This window comes from Pseudomonas sp. S3_C06, assembly GCF_054667675.1.
On sequence record NZ_CP162747.1, the window covers coordinates 4,477,408 to 4,495,247 of the forward strand.

The 17,840-nt window shown below is 61.2% G+C and carries 15 protein-coding genes; 11 read left to right on the forward strand and 4 right to left on the reverse strand.

Annotated features, from left to right (window positions below):
* The first annotated feature begins 28 nt into the window (after positions 1–28).
* Positions 29–1,321 carry a putative hydroxymethylpyrimidine transporter CytX gene (gene cytX, locus AB4N44_RS19895; RefSeq protein ID WP_150750096.1) on the forward strand — a complete coding sequence of 431 codons (1,293 nt, stop codon included), beginning with the start codon at positions 29–31 and terminating at the stop codon, positions 1,319–1,321.
* Here cytX and AB4N44_RS19900 read toward each other — a convergent pair.
* Positions 1,290–2,036, reverse strand: coding sequence for an RsiV family protein (locus AB4N44_RS19900; protein WP_134175867.1), 747 nt, complete (start codon positions 2,034–2,036; stop codon positions 1,290–1,292). The two genes, cytX and AB4N44_RS19900, sit on opposite strands and share 32 nt — an antisense overlap.
* Positions 2,037–2,263: 227 nt before the next feature.
* Between AB4N44_RS19900 and AB4N44_RS19905 the strand changes: the two genes are divergently transcribed.
* The 9 genes from AB4N44_RS19905 to AB4N44_RS19945 all read left to right on the forward strand — a co-directional run bounded on the left by AB4N44_RS19905 (position 2,264) and on the right by AB4N44_RS19945 (position 11,771).
* On the forward strand, positions 2,264–2,881 hold the full coding sequence (locus AB4N44_RS19905) for an NUDIX domain-containing protein (protein WP_034151670.1): 618 nt from the start codon (positions 2,264–2,266) through the stop codon (positions 2,879–2,881).
* Positions 2,872–3,324, forward strand: coding sequence for a DUF1249 domain-containing protein (locus tag AB4N44_RS19910; RefSeq protein ID WP_016985685.1), 453 nt, complete (start codon positions 2,872–2,874; stop codon positions 3,322–3,324). The genes AB4N44_RS19905 and AB4N44_RS19910 overlap by 10 nt, the downstream gene beginning before the upstream one ends.
* Positions 3,325–3,423: 99 nt before the next feature.
* A complete protein-coding gene (gene cpdA / locus AB4N44_RS19915) occupies positions 3,424–4,239 on the forward strand; it encodes a 3',5'-cyclic-AMP phosphodiesterase (RefSeq protein ID WP_127925595.1) in 816 nt (271 codons plus the stop codon).
* 304 nt (positions 4,240–4,543) lie between these two features.
* Positions 4,544–5,152, forward strand: coding sequence for a YqiA/YcfP family alpha/beta fold hydrolase (locus AB4N44_RS19920; protein ID WP_150750094.1), 609 nt, complete (start codon positions 4,544–4,546; stop codon positions 5,150–5,152).
* Positions 5,153–5,193: 41 nt separating this feature from the next.
* Positions 5,194–7,101: a DNA topoisomerase IV subunit B gene (gene parE / locus AB4N44_RS19925; protein ID WP_093430155.1), complete on the forward strand. Its 1,908-nt coding sequence runs from the start codon at positions 5,194–5,196 to the stop codon at positions 7,099–7,101.
* On the forward strand, positions 7,101–8,090 hold the full coding sequence (locus AB4N44_RS19930) for an esterase-like activity of phytase family protein (protein ID WP_127925597.1): 990 nt from the start codon (positions 7,101–7,103) through the stop codon (positions 8,088–8,090). Before parE ends, AB4N44_RS19930 begins: the two co-directional genes overlap by 1 nt.
* Positions 8,087–8,611: a retropepsin-like aspartic protease family protein gene (locus AB4N44_RS19935; RefSeq protein WP_053116749.1), complete on the forward strand. Its 525-nt coding sequence runs from the start codon at positions 8,087–8,089 to the stop codon at positions 8,609–8,611. The genes AB4N44_RS19930 and AB4N44_RS19935 overlap by 4 nt, the downstream gene beginning before the upstream one ends.
* A 7-nt stretch (positions 8,612–8,618) precedes the next feature.
* On the forward strand, positions 8,619–10,883 hold the full coding sequence (gene parC / locus AB4N44_RS19940; protein WP_460107872.1) for a DNA topoisomerase IV subunit A: 2,265 nt from the start codon (positions 8,619–8,621) through the stop codon (positions 10,881–10,883).
* Between the two features lie 177 nt (positions 10,884–11,060).
* Positions 11,061–11,771 (forward strand): PqiC family protein, encoded by a 711-nt coding sequence (locus tag AB4N44_RS19945; protein WP_077570583.1) that lies wholly within the window; start codon positions 11,061–11,063, stop codon positions 11,769–11,771.
* A 397-nt stretch (positions 11,772–12,168) separates the two neighbouring features.
* Here the strand turns inward: AB4N44_RS19945 and AB4N44_RS19950 are convergent, their stop codons facing one another.
* A complete protein-coding gene (locus AB4N44_RS19950) occupies positions 12,169–13,674 on the reverse strand; it encodes an AhpA/YtjB family protein (protein WP_127925598.1) in 1,506 nt (501 codons plus the stop codon).
* Between the two features lie 134 nt (positions 13,675–13,808).
* Here AB4N44_RS19950 and serB point away from each other — a divergent pair, with 134 nt between their 5' ends.
* Positions 13,809–15,023 (forward strand): phosphoserine phosphatase SerB, encoded by a 1,215-nt coding sequence (gene serB, locus AB4N44_RS19955; protein ID WP_008079219.1) that lies wholly within the window; start codon positions 13,809–13,811, stop codon positions 15,021–15,023.
* Between the two features lie 119 nt (positions 15,024–15,142).
* Here serB and AB4N44_RS19960 read toward each other — a convergent pair whose 3' ends face one another.
* Positions 15,143–16,897: a molecular chaperone gene (locus AB4N44_RS19960; protein WP_460107870.1), complete on the reverse strand. Its 1,755-nt coding sequence runs from the start codon at positions 16,895–16,897 to the stop codon at positions 15,143–15,145.
* Positions 16,898–16,964: 67 nt separating this feature from the next.
* Positions 16,965–17,825: an archaetidylserine decarboxylase gene (gene asd / locus AB4N44_RS19965; protein ID WP_008079215.1), complete on the reverse strand. Its 861-nt coding sequence runs from the start codon at positions 17,823–17,825 to the stop codon at positions 16,965–16,967.
* Positions 17,826–17,840: the final 15 nt, after the last annotated feature.

Consider the following 17,840-nt stretch of genomic DNA (forward strand, 5'->3'; position numbering starts at 1 on the left):
CAACAAATGTCCCTCTGAGATAACACCCTTGAGCATTCAACCCAGCACTTATTCCCCCGACCTCGTCGTGCCCGCCGACAAGCGTGTATTCGGCGGTCGCGATCTGTTTTCCCTGTGGTTCTCCCTCGGCATCGGCCTGATGGTTTTGCAGACCGGCGCATTGCTCGCGCCAGGCCTCGGCCTGTCCGGTTCGCTGCTGGCGATTTTCCTCGGCACGCTGGTCGGCGTACTGTTGCTGGCCGCCGTAGGCGTGATCGGCAGTGACACCGGCCTGTCGTCGATGGCCGCGCTGAAACTCAGCCTTGGCAGCAAAGGCGCGAGCCTGCCGGCGTTGCTTAATCTGCTGCAACTGATCGGCTGGGGCTCGTTCGAAATCATCGTCATGCGCGATGCGGCCAGCCTGCTCGGCACCCGCGCGTTCAGCGAAGGTTCGCTGTGGTCGAGCCCGCTGTTGTGGACGCTGTTTTTCGGTGCGTTGGCGACGTTGCTCGCGGTGAGCGGGCCGCTGACCTTTGTGCGGCAGATTCTGCGCAAGTGGGGCATCTGGTTGCTGTTGGCGGCGTGCCTGTGGCTGACCTGGAACCTGTTTGCCAAAGCCGATCTGGCCGATCTCTGGTCGCGCGCCGGTGACGGTTCGATGCCGTTTGCCGTGGGCTTCGACATCGCTATTGCGATGCCACTGTCGTGGCTGCCGCTGATCGCCGATTACTCACGATTCGGCAAGCGGGCGAAGAACGTTTTCGGTGGCACCGCTGTGGGTTTTTTCATCGGCAACTTCTGGCTGATGAGCCTCGGCGTCGCCTACACCCTGGCCTTCGCGCCAAGCGGTGAAGTCAACGCGCTGTTGCTGGCACTGGCCGGCGCCGGGCTGGGCATTCCGCTGTTGCTGATTCTGCTGGATGAGTCGGAAAACGCCTTCGCCGATATTCACTCGGCAGCGGTTTCCAGCGGGATTCTGTTGCGCCTGAAAGTCGAGCATCTGGCCTTGGCCATCGGCGTGATCTGCACGCTGATCGCACTGCTCGCGCCGTTGGCGCAGTACCAGAATTTCCTGCTGTTGATCGGCTCGGTGTTTGCGCCGCTGTTCGGCGTGGTGCTGGTCGATCACTTCATTCTGCGCAAGCGCAGCGCTCAGGTCGCGTCGGCCGCATTGCGCTGGCCGGCGTTGTTGGCGTGGCTGGGTGGCGTGAGCACCTACCACTTGCTGGCGAATCTGTATCCGGATGTCGGCGCAACCCTGCCGGCGCTGGTGCTGGCAGGGCTGTTGCAACTAGTGCTGGGCCGGGCCTTCAGTTACGGCCGGGAAACAGCTCAGGCTTGAGAATGCCGTTCAGACGCGGATAAGGAATCTTCAGTTCGACGTGGCCCAGCGCGTAAGGCGCGATGGTGGTCACGTCGTACTTGAGGATCACGCCGCCATAGGTCAGCGCCACGTTCGGGGTTTTCACGAACGGCCAGTTCGCCACGAACTCCGGCTCCTGATCGAGCTTGGTGCTGATCAACCAACTGTTGTGCGCGACTTGCGCCGCCTTCCAGAACGCCTCTTCCTGACCCGGCACAAGCATGTCGGACAGGTTCAGCACCTTGTGCTGCTGGCGCGAATAGTTGATGAAGCCGCGACCCGGTGTGCCATGCGCACCGCCGGTGTCGAGGTAGCTCGACACCTCGATGATCACCAAGCCGTCATGCTGCTCGCGTACTTTCGCTTGCAGGTAGCTGCTGTTGCGTGGGCCGGCGCTGGCCAGAAACTGATCGCGATAGGCCGCCAGAGTCGGCGCAACCGGGGCGTTCTTCTCGGTGCGGGTCATTTGCAGCAGGCGTTTTTCGATGATGCCGTCCAGCGCAGGTTCGTCCGGGAAGCGCAAGGTGTCGATGTTCACCAGCGGGCAATCCGGGTTGGAACAGCCCGGTTTCAGTTGCTCTGATGCATCGCGGGTGGTTTCCAGCGGCGTGCGGTAGTTGGGCTGGAACAGGCTGGCACACGCGCCCAGGGTCAGGGCAATGGCGGCCACGGAGGCAATTTTGAAAAGCGACATGGGCGTCCTTTCGAAAGCAGGGGAAGGCAAAAAGTTACCGCTTCGACTCTCAACGAAGCAGTCAGTTCGCCACTAAGCTAATTAGAGTGGGTTTCGCCTCCACCGTCCATCCCGCTGACGGTAAAGGGGCTGCATCAAACGGTGCGGGCGCGTTAGGATGGCGCGAAGTCGAGGTTGCCAGCGACCAAAAGCAACTTCGTGATGGATGTGCAGTAAAGAGGATGCTTATGACTGATTTTGCCAATGCCATTCCGACCACCGTCGACGTCGTGCGGCGCGAACGTTGCTATGAGGGCTTCTACAAGCTCGACCGTTTGCACCTGCGCCATGAATTGTTCGCCGGTGGCATGAGCCGGGAGATCAACCGTGAAGTGTTCGTGCGCCACGATGCCGTGTGCATGCTGCCCTACGATCCGCAGCGCGACGAAGTGGTGTTGATCGAACAGTTCCGCGTCGGCGCCATGGGCAAGACCGATAACCCGTGGCTGGTCGAACTGGTCGCTGGTCTGATCGACAAGGATGAACAACCGGAAGAAGTTGCTCACCGCGAGGCGCAGGAGGAAGCTGGGCTGGACATCAAGGCCTTGTGGCCGATGACCAAATATTTCCCGTCGCCGGGCGGCAGCAACGAGTTCGTGCATTTGTACTTGGGGCGTTGCAGCACCGACGGCGTTGGCGGCCTGCATGGCCTGGAAGAAGAGGCAGAAGATATCCGTGTCACGGTCTGGGCCTTTGAAGATGCCTTGCAGGCCGTCCGTGACGGACGCATTGCCAACGCGGCGAGCATCATCGCCTTGCAGTGGCTGGCGCTCAATCGCGCCGAAGTGAGGGGGTTATGGTCGTAAACAAGTTGCGCGATCGCTATCGAGTCGACCTCGTGGGGCTGCAAGCCGCCTGCGAGGCCAACTACGCGCGCCTGATGCGACTGCTGCCGGACATGCGCAACGAGCCCGAGGCGCGGCGCATCGCCGTGACCCAGGGCGAGCAGATGCTCGGCGTGCTGGCCCTCGAAGTGCTGCAAACCTGCCCGTACACCACCACTTTGCAGGTGCGTCAGGAGCACAGCCTGCCATGGCTGCCGGTGCCGCAACTGGAAGTGCAGGTCTATCACGACGCGCGCATGGCTGAGGTCGTCAGTGCCGAACATGCACGACGCTTTCGCGGCATCTATCCTTACCCGAACGCGGCCATGCATCAGCCGGATGAAAAGGCCCAGCTCAATCTTTTCCTGGGGGAATGGCTGAGTCATTGCCTGGCGTTGGGGCACGAGTACGAAGTCGTTCGTTAGTTGTGAACTGCGTCCGGTTCGCCGCTTTCCTCTTTCACTGATCCCCCAGCATAATTGCGGCACTTGATCGATTCCGTGCTTTTGCCTTGGGAGAACGCCTTGCCGAGCGTATCCACATTGACCCCCGCCGATCCGGCGTTGCTGGTGCAGTTGTCCGACAGCCATTTGTTCGCTGAAGCGGACGGCGCGCTGCTGGGCATGAACACCCGCGAGAGCCTGCAAAAGGTCATCGAACTGGTGCTGGGGCAGCAGCCGCAGATCGATCTGATTCTGGCCACCGGCGATATCTCGCAGGACGGCACGCTGGAGTCGTATCAGCAGTTTCGCCAGATGAGCGCGCAGATCGACGCACCGGCGCGGTGGATTCCTGGCAATCACGACGAACCGATGATCATGGCCCAGGCCGCCGTGCAGAGCACGCTGCTGGAACCGGTGGTCGATATCGGCAACTGGCGGGTGACGATGCTGGATTCGGCGGTGCCGGGTTCGGTGCCGGGGTATTTGCAGGACGATCAACTGCAACTGCTGGCCCGCTCGCTGAGCGAAGCGCCGGAGCGCCATCATCTGGTGTGCTTCCACCATCATCCGGTTTCGATTGGTTGCGCATGGATGGAGCCGATTGGCTTGCGCAATCCCGAGGCATTTTTCGAGGTGCTGGATCGTTTTCCACAGGCCCGGGCGGTGTTGTGGGGGCATGTGCATCAGGAGATCGATCGTGAGCGCAATGGCGTGCGGTTGATGGCTTCGCCGTCGACGTGCATTCAGTTCGAGCCGGGGAGTGAGGATTTCAAGGTAGGGGAGCAGGCGCCGGGATATCGGTGGTTGCGGTTGTTGCCGGATGGGCGGTTGGAAACCGGAGTTGAGCGCGTTACCGGTTTCGCCTTCACCGTCGATTACGGCTCTGACGGTTACTGATTGCCAATCAAAAGCCCCTCATCGGAACGCCGCCCGCCCAGCCCTCTCCCAGAGGGAGAGGGGGCCGACCGAGGTGCCTTTCGCTATCCATCGACCTGAAGCAGCGTTGTCGATTATGGATTCACAGCACAGCGTTCAGGTCGATGTAGTTCGCAAATATCCCCCATTCGGTCCCCTCTACCTCCGGGAGAGGGCTAGGGTGAGGGCAGCTCGTGCTGTCACACCAAATTATCGAGCCCACCCCCAATCCGCTCTTCTCTCCCTGTAAACTCCGCAAACCCAAACCGACACCCAGGGAGCTCAAATGTCTGGTTCGATCCTCTATATCCACGGTTTCAACAGCGCCCCGGCCTCGAAAAAGGCCTGTCAGTTGGTGACGGTGATGGAACAGCTGGGTTTGAGCGACAAACTGCGTGTCCCGGCCCTGCATCACCACCCGCGCGAAGCCATCGGTCAGTTGGAACAAGCGATTGCCGAACTGGGCAGCCCGCTGCTGGTGGGAAGCTCACTCGGCGGCTACTATGCGACTCACCTGGCCGAGCGCCATGGCTTGAAAGCCCTGCTGGTCAACCCGGCGGTCAGCCCGCACCGGATGTTCGACGGCTATCTGGGCCCGCAGAAAAACCTGTATACCGATGAGATCTGGGAGTTGACCCACGACCACGTCACGGCCCTGGCCGAACTGGAAGTGCCGGCGCCTCAGGATGCGCAGCGCTATCAGGTATGGTTGCAGACCGGCGATGAAACACTGGACTATCGCCTCGCCCAACAGTATTACCGCGCCTGTGCCTTGCGCATTCAGGCCGGCGGCGACCATGGTTTTCAGGGTTTTGCCGGGCAATTGCCGGCGTTGCTGAGTTTTGCCGGCATTGGCGCCGATTTGTTTCAGGCAATCGATTTCACCGCACTGTGAAGTCTTGCCCCTATTTCATGAATGACTGACGACGAGACCCTATGGCCACTCCCAGCGCTAGCTCTTATAACGCCGACGCCATCGAAGTCCTCTCGGGCCTCGACCCGGTGCGCAAACGCCCCGGCATGTACACCGACACCAGTCGGCCGAACCACCTCGCCCAGGAAGTCATCGACAACAGTGTCGACGAAGCCCTGGCTGGCCACGCCAGATCGGTGCAGGTCATCCTGCACGCCGACCACTCGCTGGAAGTCAGCGACGACGGCCGTGGCATGCCGGTCGACATCCACCCGGAAGAGGGCGTGTCGGGTGTCGAGCTGATCCTCACCAAACTCCATGCGGGCGGCAAGTTCTCGAACAAGAACTACCAGTTCTCCGGCGGTTTGCACGGCGTAGGTATTTCCGTGGTCAACGCCTTGTCGACCGAAGTGCGCGTACGCGTGAAGCGTGACGGCAACGAATACCAGATGACGTTCAACGACGGCTTCAAAGCCTCGGAACTGGAAATCGTCGGCACCGTCGGCAAACGCAACACCGGCACCAGCGTGTACTTCGCGCCGGATCCGAAATACTTCGACTCACCGAAATTCTCCATCAGCCGTCTCAAGCACGTGCTCAAGGCCAAGGCTGTGTTGTGCCCGGGGCTGCTGGTCAGCTTCGAAGACAAAGGCACCGGCGAGAAAGTCGAGTGGCATTACGAAGACGGCCTGCGCTCGTATCTGGTCGATGCGGTCAGCGAGTTCGAACGCCTGCCGAACGAGCCGTTCTGCGGCGCTTTCGCGGGTAATAAAGAAGCGGTCGACTGGGCGCTGCTGTGGCTGCCCGAAGGTGGCGACGCGGTGCAGGAAAGCTACGTCAACCTGATCCCGACGGCGCAGGGTGGTACCCACGTCAACGGTTTGCGTCAGGGCCTGCTCGATGCGATGCGCGAGTTCTGCGAATTCCGCAGCCTGCTGCCGCGCGGTGTGAAGCTGGCGCCGGAAGACGTCTGGGAACGCATCGCGTTCGTCCTGTCGATGAAAATGCAGGAGCCGCAATTCTCCGGCCAGACCAAAGAACGTTTGTCGTCCCGTGAAGCCGCGGCGTTTGTCTCCGGTGTGGTCAAGGACGCGTTCAGCCTGTGGCTCAACGCCAACCCGGAAACCGGTCTGGCGCTGGCCGAACTGGCGATCAACAACGCCGGTCGCCGCCTGAAAGCGAGCAAGAAAGTCGAGCGCAAACGCGTCACTCAGGGCCCCGCGTTGCCGGGTAAGCTGGCTGACTGCGCCGGGCAGGACCCGATGCGTTCCGAACTGTTCCTGGTCGAAGGTGATTCCGCCGGCGGTTCCGCCAAGCAAGCGCGGGACAAGGAATTCCAGGCAATCCTGCCGTTGCGCGGCAAGATCCTCAACACCTGGGAAGTCGACGGCAGCGAAGTGCTGGCCAGTCAGGAAGTGCACAACATCGCCGTGGCCATCGGTGTCGATCCGGGCGCGGCGGACATGAGCCAGCTGCGTTACGGCAAGATCTGCATCCTCGCCGACGCCGACTCCGACGGTCTGCACATCGCAACCTTGCTGTGCGCGCTGTTCGTCCAGCATTTCCGCCCGCTGGTGGATGCCGGTCACGTCTACGTCGCCATGCCGCCGCTGTACCGAATCGACCTCGGCAAAGAGATCTACTACGCCCTCGACGAAGCCGAGCGCGATGGCATTCTCGACCGTCTGGTTGCCGAGAAGAAGCGCGGCAAACCACAGGTCACCCGATTCAAAGGTCTGGGCGAAATGAACCCGCCGCAGCTGCGTGAAACCACCATGGACCCGAACACGCGGCGCCTGGTGCAACTGACGCTGGGCGAAGATTTTGCCGAAACCTCGGAAATGATGGACATGCTGCTGGCGAAGAAACGCGCCGGTGACCGCAAGACCTGGCTCGAATCCAAAGGCAACCTCGCCGAGGTGCTGGCCTGATGCGGTTTGGCTGGGCCTTGGCGGGTGCGTTGCTGTTGTGTGCGATGAGCGTGTCGGCCGAGCCGTTGCAGGAGTTGCGCGTGCTCTCCGGGCACCCGGTCGACGGCATGCGCGGCGGTAACCTGTCGGGGCTGGCCATGTGTGGCGGCGAGTTGTGGACGGTGTCGGACCGCGATGACGATCAGATCTATCGGCTCAATACCGCCGATCAGGTCTGGCAGGCCGAAGCCTTGCACATCGACGTGCCGCTGGTGCCGGAGACCGGTTTGCCGTGGGGGTTGCGCTCGCGCAATTGGGCCGCGTCGTTCGTGCGCGGTGGCGATCTGGATTTCGAGGGCATCAGTTGCGACAGCGCCGGCAATCGCTACATTGTCAGCGAGGGCCATGCGGCGGTTTTGCAGGTGCCCGTCAGCGGCCCGGTCAACTGGCTGAAGATCTCGCCGATGATGGTTCGCGAAGCGCGGGCCAGTGGCATGCTCCTGCATTTCAATGCGATCTTCGAAGGCCTGGCGATCAGCCCTGCGGGCGATCAGATGTGGCTGGCCGCCGAGCGGCAAAGCCGTGGTTTGCTGCTGATCAAGCGCCAGCAGACGGTGTGGGATTGCGATGGTCGTTGCGTGCTGCTCAGCGAGGGCGGCAAGGAAATGCAGCCGCCGCAGTTCCCGAAGGCCAGAGCGGTCGACCGAGACTTTTCCGACCTTTCGTTGTTTAACGGCAAATTGTTTACCCTTGAGCGCAACGCCTTCCAGATTTGTCGGCGCGATGCGCAGACCGCCAAAGTCGAGCGTTGCTGGTCGTACGCCGCTGAACTGTTGCAGGCCAACCGCCGTTACTCGCAGAACTTCGGGTTGGAAGAGGCGCTGATCGTTGACGCTGATGGTGCATGGGTCGGCGTCGACAATAATTTCGGCCCGCGCGCCGACGGTGAGGTTCGGCCGATCGTCTGGCGCTTCGCCGCACCTGACGGTGGCTGGAGCGCCAAGCCATGAGCCAGCAACCGCCGGGCAAGCGCGCCGGTCGGGTGCTGATGATTCTGGCGTGGTGCGCGGCGCTGTTTCTGGCGACGCGGTTTTTCGGCCAGTGGGAGCAGCGCCAGCAGAATCCGAACGTGGTGGTCAGTTCGGAGCAGGGCGAAGGTTTTATCGAAGTGAAACTGGCCGGCAATGCCCAAGGGCATTTTGTCGCCAGCGGTCAGATCAACGGTGAGCCGGTGGAGTTCATGCTCGACACCGGCGCAACCGATGTGGCGATCCCGGCGGATCTGGCCAAGCGCTTGAAGCTGGAAGAAGGTTTCGGAGTGACCCTGAGCACGGCGAACGGCCTGAGCCAGGGCTATCGGACCAAAATTGCCCGTCTGCAACTGGGTGACATCGTGCTGCGGGACGTCCGTGCATTGGTGGCGCCGGGGCTGCATGGCGATCAGGTGCTGCTCGGCATGAGCGCCTTGAACAAACTTGAATTTACTCAGCGCGGTGGCACCATGCTGCTGCGCCAGACAACGAACCGATGAGGCCTGCATGAGCAACCCCCTTGATCTCAGCCTGGACGGTGTAGAACGCCGCTCGTTGGCCGACTTCACCGAAAGTGCCTACCTCAACTACTCCATGTACGTGATCATGGACCGTGCCCTGCCGCATATCGGCGACGGCCTGAAACCGGTACAGCGGCGTATCGTCTACGCCATGAGCGAGTTGGGCCTGGACGCCGATTCCAAGCACAAGAAATCGGCGCGTACCGTCGGTGACGTACTCGGCAAGTTCCACCCGCACGGCGACTCGGCGTGCTACGAAGCGATGGTGCTGATGGCCCAGCCGTTCAGCTATCGCTACACGCTGGTTGACGGCCAGGGCAACTGGGGTGCGCCGGACGATCCGAAGTCCTTCGCCGCCATGCGTTACACCGAAGCACGCTTGTCGCGGTATTCCGAAGTACTGCTCAGCGAACTGGGCCAAGGCACTGCCGACTGGGGCCCGAACTTTGACGGCACCCTGCAGGAGCCGCTGGTACTGCCGGCGCGCCTGCCGAACATTCTGCTCAACGGCACCACCGGCATCGCCGTGGGCATGGCCACCGACGTGCCGCCGCACAACCTGCGCGAAGTCGCCACTGCGTGCGTGCGCTTGCTCGATGAGCCGAAAGCCACGGTTGAACAGCTCTGCGAACACATTCAGGGCCCGGATTATCCGACCGAAGCGGAAATCATCACGCCGCGCGCCGACCTGCTGAAAATGTACGAAACCGGCAAGGGCTCGGTGCGCATGCGCGCCGTGTACCACGTCGAGGACGGCGACATCATTGTCACCGCGCTGCCGCATCAGGTCTCCGGTGCGAAAGTGCTGGAGCAGATTGCCGCGCTGATGCAGGCGAAACCGTCGAAAGCCCCGCAGATCGCTGACCTGCGCGACGAATCCGACCACGAAAACCCGTGCCGCATCGTGATCATTCCAGTCAACAGCCGCGTCGATCACGAAGCGCTGATGCAGCACCTGTTCGCCAGCACCGAGCTGGAGTCGACCTACCGGGTCAACGTCAACATCATCGGTCTGGACGGCAAACCGCAGTTGAAAAACCTGCGGGCCTTGCTGGTCGAGTGGCTGGAATTCCGCGTGTTGACCGTGCGTCGCCGCCTGCAATTCCGCCTCGACAAAGTCGAGCGTCGCCTGCACCTGTTGGACGGTTTGTTGATTGCCTACCTCAACCTGGATGAAGTGATCCACATCATCCGCACCGAGGAACACCCGAAAGCCAAGCTGATCGAGCGTTTCGCCCTCAGCGAGATTCAGGCCGACTACATCCTCGACACGCGTCTGCGTCAGTTGGCGCGACTGGAAGAGATGAAGCTGCGCGACGAGCAGGACGAACTGCTCAAGGAACAAGCCAAGCTGCAAGCGCTGCTGGGCAGCGAAGCCAAGCTGAAGAAGCTGGTGCGTACGGAGCTGATCAAGGATGCCGAAACCTATGGCGACGACCGTCGTTCGCCAATCGTTGAACGCACCGAAGCCAAAGCGTTGACCGAACACGATCTGCTGCCGAACGAGAAAGTCACCGTCGTACTCTCGGAAAAAGGCTGGATTCGTTCGGCCAAAGGTCACGACATCGACGCCACCGGCCTGTCGTACAAGGCTGGCGACGGCTTCAAGACCTCGGCGGCGGGGCGCTCCAACCAGTCTGCCGTGGTGATTGACTCCACCGGCCGCAGCTATTCGGTTGCTGCGCATACGCTGCCGTCGGCGCGTGGCCAGGGCGAACCATTGACCGGTCGTCTGACGCCGCCACCGGGTGCCTCGTTCGAATGCGTACTGATGCCGGAGGATGACGCGTTGTACGTGATCGCCTCCGACGCCGGTTACGGTTTCGTGGTGAAGGGCGAAGATCTGCAAGCCAAGAACAAGGCCGGTAAAGCCCTGTTGAGCCTGCCGAACAACGCCAAGGTGATCGCGCCGCGTCCGGTTGCCGATCGTGAGCACAACTGGCTGGCCTCGGTCACGACCGAAGGTCGCCTGCTGATCTTCAAAATCAGCGATCTGCCACAATTAGGGAAGGGCAAAGGCAACAAGATCATCGGTATTTCCGGTGAGCGTGTGGCCAGTCGCGAAGAATATGTCACGGACATCGCCGTACTTCCGGATGGCGCCACTTTGGTGTTGCAGGCCGGAAAACGCACCTTGTCGCTGAAGGCTGACGACCTTGAACACTACAAAGGTGAGCGTGGACGTCGTGGCAACAAGCTTCCAAGGGGCTTCCAGCGGGTCGATGCGCTGCTCGTCGAAAACCTCAATTAGGCGTCCTAGAGGCGTCGATCCACGATTTAACGCGTAGATCGACGCTTTGGCGCTGGAGTCGGAACGCATATTCACGGATGATATGGCCTTTCCAAGCGCCGGCGTGGCCGAGCGTTCTTCATATTTATTGAGTATTTTCACTGTGGTCAGCCTTGTGGCGGCCACCTGGACGGGATGATGACTGCTCTGCGCCCCCTTATTTTCCTGCTCGCCGGCGTTTTGGGCCTGGCGGGTTGCAGCGTTCACCAGCCGGTGTCGCTGTATCAACTGGACAGCGGAAGTCCGGTTCAGCCTGCGCAAAGCGCGGGCATGGCGGTTTTGTTGGGCCCGGTAGTCGTAGCCGATTACCTGCAACGTGAGACCTTGCTGCAACGTCAACCGGACGGCAGTCTGCAAGCGGCGACCGACGGTCGTTGGGCTGGCAGCCTTTCGTCGGATATCGATCAGTTGCTGATGCGTCAGGTGGCGGGTCATCTGGACAGCCAACGTGTGGTGCTGGCACCGGCCACCGGTGGGTTTACCCCGGATGTGCAGGTATTGCTGACCATCACGCGTCTGGACTCCGGCGCGAAACAGCCGGCGATCCTCGATGCGCAGTGGCGCTTGATCGACCGCCGTGGTCAGGTGCGCGATAACCGCATCGTTCATCTGCAGGAGCTGCATGCCGGCAGTACGGCGTCGCAGGTGCAGGCTCAGGGCATTTTGCTGCAGCGTCTGGCCGAGCAATTGTCGGTGGCGCTGAAGCCTTTGGCCAATCAGCCTCCGGTGGCTGAGGCACCGCGTAAATCGGCACCAAAACCGGCAGCGCCGGCAGCGGAAGCCGAGAAGCAGCCGAAGATTCCGATGGCATCGCCGATTCGGACTGACATGGAAGTGTTCCGCTTCTGACGCTGGAACGAGACAGAACAGAGCCCGCCTTGTGCGGGCTTTGTTGTGTCTGGGGTTCTGCGTGAAAGATCAAAAGCCCCTCACCCTAGCCCTCTCCCAGAGGGAGAGGGGACTGACCGAGGTGTCTTGCGTCATACGTGGACCTGAAAGTACCTGGCGATTATGGATTCGGTAGAGCAGAGGCGGACTGGGAGTATCTGGCGTCATACGTGACCTGAAAGAGCTTGGCGATTCTGGATTCACAGCAGGGCGCTCAAGTCGGTGTAGCTCTCCAATATCCCCCAATCAGTCCCCTCTCCCTCGGGGAGAGGGCTAGGGTGAGGGGCTTTTCAGTCATCCACAAAAAAGCCCGCAGACAATCACTCGTCTGCGGGCTTCTGTGTTTCAGGCTTAAAGCTTAAGCCCGGCGCTCATGCATCCGCGCCAGTTGCCGCTCGAGCATCGATGGATAAGGCTCCATCAACCGCTCGACGCAGCAAGCACCCTCAGGGCTGGCAATCGGCCGAATCCGCGCACGCTGACGGATCAGCGCATCGTCGCCGATCTTGCGTTCAACCAGCAGCAGATTGCGGCTGTGTTGTGACAGAGCCAATGCATCCTGCGCCGAATCGGTCAGCAACAGATCGATCTGGCTCAAGCCGAACAACTCATCGCCCAAGGTCAGGCCCAGTTGCAACTGCAGGGTGATGCCGCTGTCCGCGACTTCAATCTGCAACTGATGACCCAAGGCCCGCAGCAACTCGCCGCAGCAGATCGCGTTGGTCAGGTAATCGTCACCGCTGTCTTCGGTGTGGAACAGCATCAGCGTGCTGCCGTCGTTCAGGGTTTCGATTTCGCCCTGATACAACGAAGCGGCCTGATCGAGGCAGTCGCGATAGCGCTCCTGCAATTCTTCCAGGCGTGCCCGTGGCAAGCGGCGCAGTTGCTCCTGAGAGCCCAGTTGCACGGCCAGTACGGCGGTGTGCTGCGGCACGCTTGGCGACGGTTGGCGGATAACGGGTTGGGGCGCGCCATTGAGCGACTCGTCGCGCAGGTCGGCGAATGCGTCATCGTCATCATCGTCTTCGACGGTGCTGACCAGATGCCGCGGTGCAGGCTTCTGCGCGGCCATCGGACGGGTTTCGTCGAAACTCGGATCACGCAAGTTGCGCACCTCGAATTCCGGCTCGTCTTCTTCGTCCTCGAACTCAGGCTCCGGTTCCGGTGCAGGCTCCGGCGCGTAGTTGGCGTGCAGCTGACGCGCCAGATCGCCAATCTCATCCTGACGATCGATGCCCGGCGTGTGCTCGTCGATACGGCGCAACCAGACGCGCAATTGCAGCAGCGGCGTCGACAGGTAGCGGCCCATGCGCAGGCTCAGGGCCAGCGACAGTGCCAGCAGAATCCCGCTGAGAATGCCCATGCTTTGCAGGCTGATGGTCATCGGCTGCTGGAACTGATCCATGTCCAGGCTGATGCGCAGTTGCCCGGCGGTCACGTCCTGAAAAGTGATCTTGCTCTCGTACATGCCTTCGGCTTCGCCCAGCAGGCTGTGCTTGGGCCGCTGACCGGACTCGGCGAGGATGCGGTTATCCACGCTGTAGATCGCCGCGTGGGCCACCAGTTTGTTCTTGGTCAGGTTGTTGAGCAGCACGTTGAGGCTGAGGATGTCGTTGGACACCAACAGCTCGGTGGCAGAGGTCGCGGTCTGCGTGGTCAGGCTTTCGCCCAGCGCATCGGCCTGCTGGTGCATGGCCTGCTTGAATTGCAAACCCATCACGCCGGCATAGATCACCAGGGCCAGAGCGACCAGGATCACGTTATGGCTGGCAATGCGCAATGCAATCGGTACACGGCGGTGGCGCAGTGCACGGAAGATCAGCAGGAAGAAGTTATCGGTTTTAACTGGCGTGGGCCGGTTCACTGAGCTCGGCTCTTTTGTCCGTGAAGTTGACGCGCAGTATAGCGACAGGCCCTAGACCGGCAAAGCGCTCGCGGTGCCCGATGGTCACTGAAAGTGGGTAGAATGCGGTTTTTTTCCAGTTGCGGGGGTGCGCGTTGCGCGAAATCGTCCTGATTAACATCACGGGAGTCGACCGTCCGGGTCTGACGGCAGCCATTACCGGTGTTCTGGCACAGGGTGGTGTGAACATTCTCGACATCGGTCAGGCGGTGATCCACGACACCCTGTCGTTCGGCATCCTGGTTGAAATTCCCGATTCGGAGCAAGGTAAATCCGTGCTCAAGGACATCCTGTTCAAGGGCTACGAGCTCGACCAGCAGGTGCGCTTCACCCCGGTGTCCGAAGAGGATTACCAGCAATGGGTGGGCAATCAGGGCAAGAAGCGCCACATCGTCACCCTGCTGACTCGCAAAGTGACCGCTGGCCAATTGCAGGCGGTCAGCTCGATCACTGCCAAATATGGCCTGAACATCGATCACATCGACCGTCTGTCGGGTCGCATGCCACTGGACACGCCAGCGGACAAGGGCAAGGGCTGCATCGAGTTCTCCGTGCGTGGCGAAGCGGCTGATCCGCAAGCGCTGCGTGCCGAATTCCTCAGCGTTGCCCAAGAGCTGAATGTCGACATCGCCTTCCAGGAAGATTCGCTGTTTCGTCGCAACCGTCGCCTGGCGGTGTTCGACATGGACTCGACCCTGATTGAAGCCGAAGTCATCGACGAACTGGCCAAGGCGGCCGGGGTGGGCGAGCAGGTATCTGAAATCACCGAGCGCGCCATGGCCGGTGAACTGGACTTCCGCGCCAGTTTCAAGGAGCGCCTGGCCTTGCTCAAAGGCCTGGATGTCAGCGTGCTGGATTCGATTGGCGCCTCGCTGCGTCTGACCGAGGGCGCTGAAACCTTGTTCGCCGAACTCAAGCGTCTGGGCTACAAAACCGCGATCCTGTCCGGTGGTTTCACCTACTTCGCCAAGCAGTTGCAGGCCAAGCTCGGCATTGACTATGTGTTTGCCAACGAACTTGAAGTGGTCGATGGCAAGTGCACCGGCGTGGCGATCGAGCCGATTGTCGATGCGCAGCGCAAGGCTGATCTGTTGAAAGAGCTGGCGCACAAGGAAGGTTTGCGTCTGGAGCAGACCATTGCGGTCGGCGACGGCGCGAATGATCTGCCGATGCTGGCAATTGCCGGGCTGGGCGTGGCGTTCCGTGCCAAGCCACTGGTCAAGCAGTCGGCGAAGCAGGCGATCTCGACGTTGGGTCTGGATGGCGTGTTGTATCTGCTGGGCTTCCGTGATCGCGACGGGCAGCTCTGAGTTCTCTGTTGCCTGAAACGACTCCTTCGCGAGCAGGCTCGCTCCCACAGTTGAAATGCATTCCAATGTGGGAGCGAGCCTGCTCGCGAATGTAGCGCCGCCGATCCATCGGCGGGTACTTAAAGCGACTTCCACAGCGAGTCAAAATCCTCCTCGCTCCCGCCATTCTGCGCGGCCTCCAGTGAGCGATAGGCAAACTGATTGAAGCTATGCGTACTCGCCACCCGTCGATCCAGTCCGGCGCGGTGCTCTTCGCCCTGGGTGTTGATCAACACCTTGCTGCCCTCCTGAAACGGCAAGCGCGGTGCCAGCAGGGTCGCCGGCACATCGATCGCACTGATCTCCGGTAACAGTAATCCGCGCAGATATTGACTGTGATCGTCCCGCGAACGCACCAGTTGCAAGCCGCACGGCTGTGCATGTGGCGCCACCAGTTCAATGCCCATTTGCGTGCCGCCGCCGCGCACCTGACGTATCCAGCGAATGACCGCGATGCTCCATCCCTGACTGACACTGTCCTGAATCCCGAGCATTTCGCCGGCCTGCAATTCTGCGGGCACTTCATTTGGCCACGACAGGCAGTAACCACCGGGGCTGTGATTGATCACCGGCAGGGCGTAGATCGGGTAATGCGGTGTGCTGTCGGTGTGGCTTTCATCCTCAAGCAAATGGTCGTACTGAATCTCCTCATAGGGTAAAAACTCCTCAGACTGGCTCTGCGGCGCAGCGTCGAAGGCCTGGCTCCAACTGTCCTTTTCACCTTTGGCGACGGCACGGCTGAAGTTCGCCGAGCGCGCTCCGGGATGTTTGAGCAGGTCGCTGAAACTGCGCTCGCCGCCGAGGTAGAAGTGCAGGGCGCTCATGCCGACGCACACGGTCAGATGACCCTGGCCGACGGTGCGCTGAAAACTGCGTTCGGCCGTCTGGCCCCAAGTCGCGTGCAGGTGCTGCAGGGTGTCGAAGCTCAGCCCTGCCGGGACGGGCAAGGGGGTCGAAGTGTCCTGATGCTGCAAATGCGCTTCGATGGCGTTCACCAGCGGCTGTGGATCGAAACCGAGCAACCCGCGCTGTTGCTCGCGACGAAACATGCTGCGGTAGCGCGGGCCTGCATCCAGTTCTGCGCTGATCGCCAACAAGCCTGCGTCCGGGCTGGCGGGATGCAGCTTGAGCAGCGCGCTCCACGGCTCCAGCACTTCGGCGAGCCGGGCGATCTGGTTCTGCCGCAACTGATTGCACCGGGCGCTGCCCAGCAAGAGTGCGGCGATGTAGGTCTGTTCAAGGCTCAATTCTGTGGTGAGGCTGGCCAGGTCGTCACGCACGCGTCGGTGTTGCAGTTGTAATTCAGCGGCGCTGAGGTACAACTGATGCAGTTCGAACCACAGCTGCTCCGGCGGCGAGCTATACAGCTGCGTGGCGCGCAGCAGTTGGCCTTTGAGTGCATGGGCGGCACGTTGCAGAGCCATACTGACCAGCGCTGCACGATCCTTGCTGTACTTCGGCGCAATCCGCAATACGATCTGTTTGTAGCCGATGGCCAGATGGCTTTGCAGCGCCTGGCACAGGTTGCTGATCTTGCGCGAGCGCTCGTCGAGCATGATCGCTTGATGCAGGAAGTGCCGCTCCAGATGCTGGCAGACGAAATAAACCTCGGGTCGCAGCAACTCAAGCAGGTTGAGACGGTTGTCACTGGGGGTGAGCAGCTGGTTGAGTTCGCCCAGGCCTTGATACAGCAGGCGGGCGGTTTCGCCGATGTTGGCCTTGGGCAGGTCAGCGATCCAGCGCTTGAGATCACGCGGGGAAGCTTCGCAAAACGACAGGCGCGTTTGCGACGGTGTTGGTGCTTGAAGGGACGGCGGGGAGATGGTCTGGCTCATGCCAAAAACCATAGCAGCAAATAACGTAATCTGCGGGAGCGCCTGAGGCGACTCCCGCAGCGGTCAATCAGGCTTTTGGCAGCGCCAGGCCCTGGCCCATCTGCACAGGCGAACCAGCGACCAGTTCTTCAGCCCATTTCACCTGATCCGGCCCAAACAGTACGATGGCGGTCGAACCCAGCTTGAAGCGACCCAGTTCGGCACCTTTTTCCAGATGGATCGGCGCACGCGCGGCTTCGTCATAGCGGAAGGTTTTCAGTTCACGCTTTGGCGGCGTGACCAGACCGGCCCACACGGTTTCGATCGAAGCGACGATCATCGCGCCCACCAGCACCACCGCCATCGGCCCGCGCTCGGTGTCGAAAATGCACGCCACACGCTCGTTGCGGGCGAACAGTTCCGGAACGTTTTCAGCCGTGGTCTGGTTGACCGAGAAAATCCGCCCCGGGATATAGACCATTTCGCGCAGGGTGCCGGCCAGTGGCATGTGCACACGGTGGTAATCCTTTGGCGACAGGTAGATGGTGGCGAAGTCGCCGCCCATGAACGGCGCCGCATTGGCCGCATCACCGCCGAGCAGTTCGAGCACGCTGAAGCTGTGGCCCTTGGCCTGGAACACGCGACCGTGTTCGATCGGGCCAAGCTGGCTGACCGCACCGTCGGCTGGGCTGAGGATCGCGCCCGGGGTTTCGTCCAGCGGACGCGCGCCGTCTTTCAGGGCACGGGTGAAGAAGGCGTTGAAGTGTTCGTAAGCGGTCAGGTCTTCGACCAGCGCTTGCGACATGTCCACCTGATAGCGCTTGGCGAACCACTGGGTGAAGGCATTCTTGAACCAGCGCACGCGGCACTCGGCAACGCAGCCAGCCAGGCGCGACAGCAGGTGATGAGGCAGCAGGTACTGGCTGAGGATAAACAGACGCTCTTTCATTGGTTGTCCTTAAAA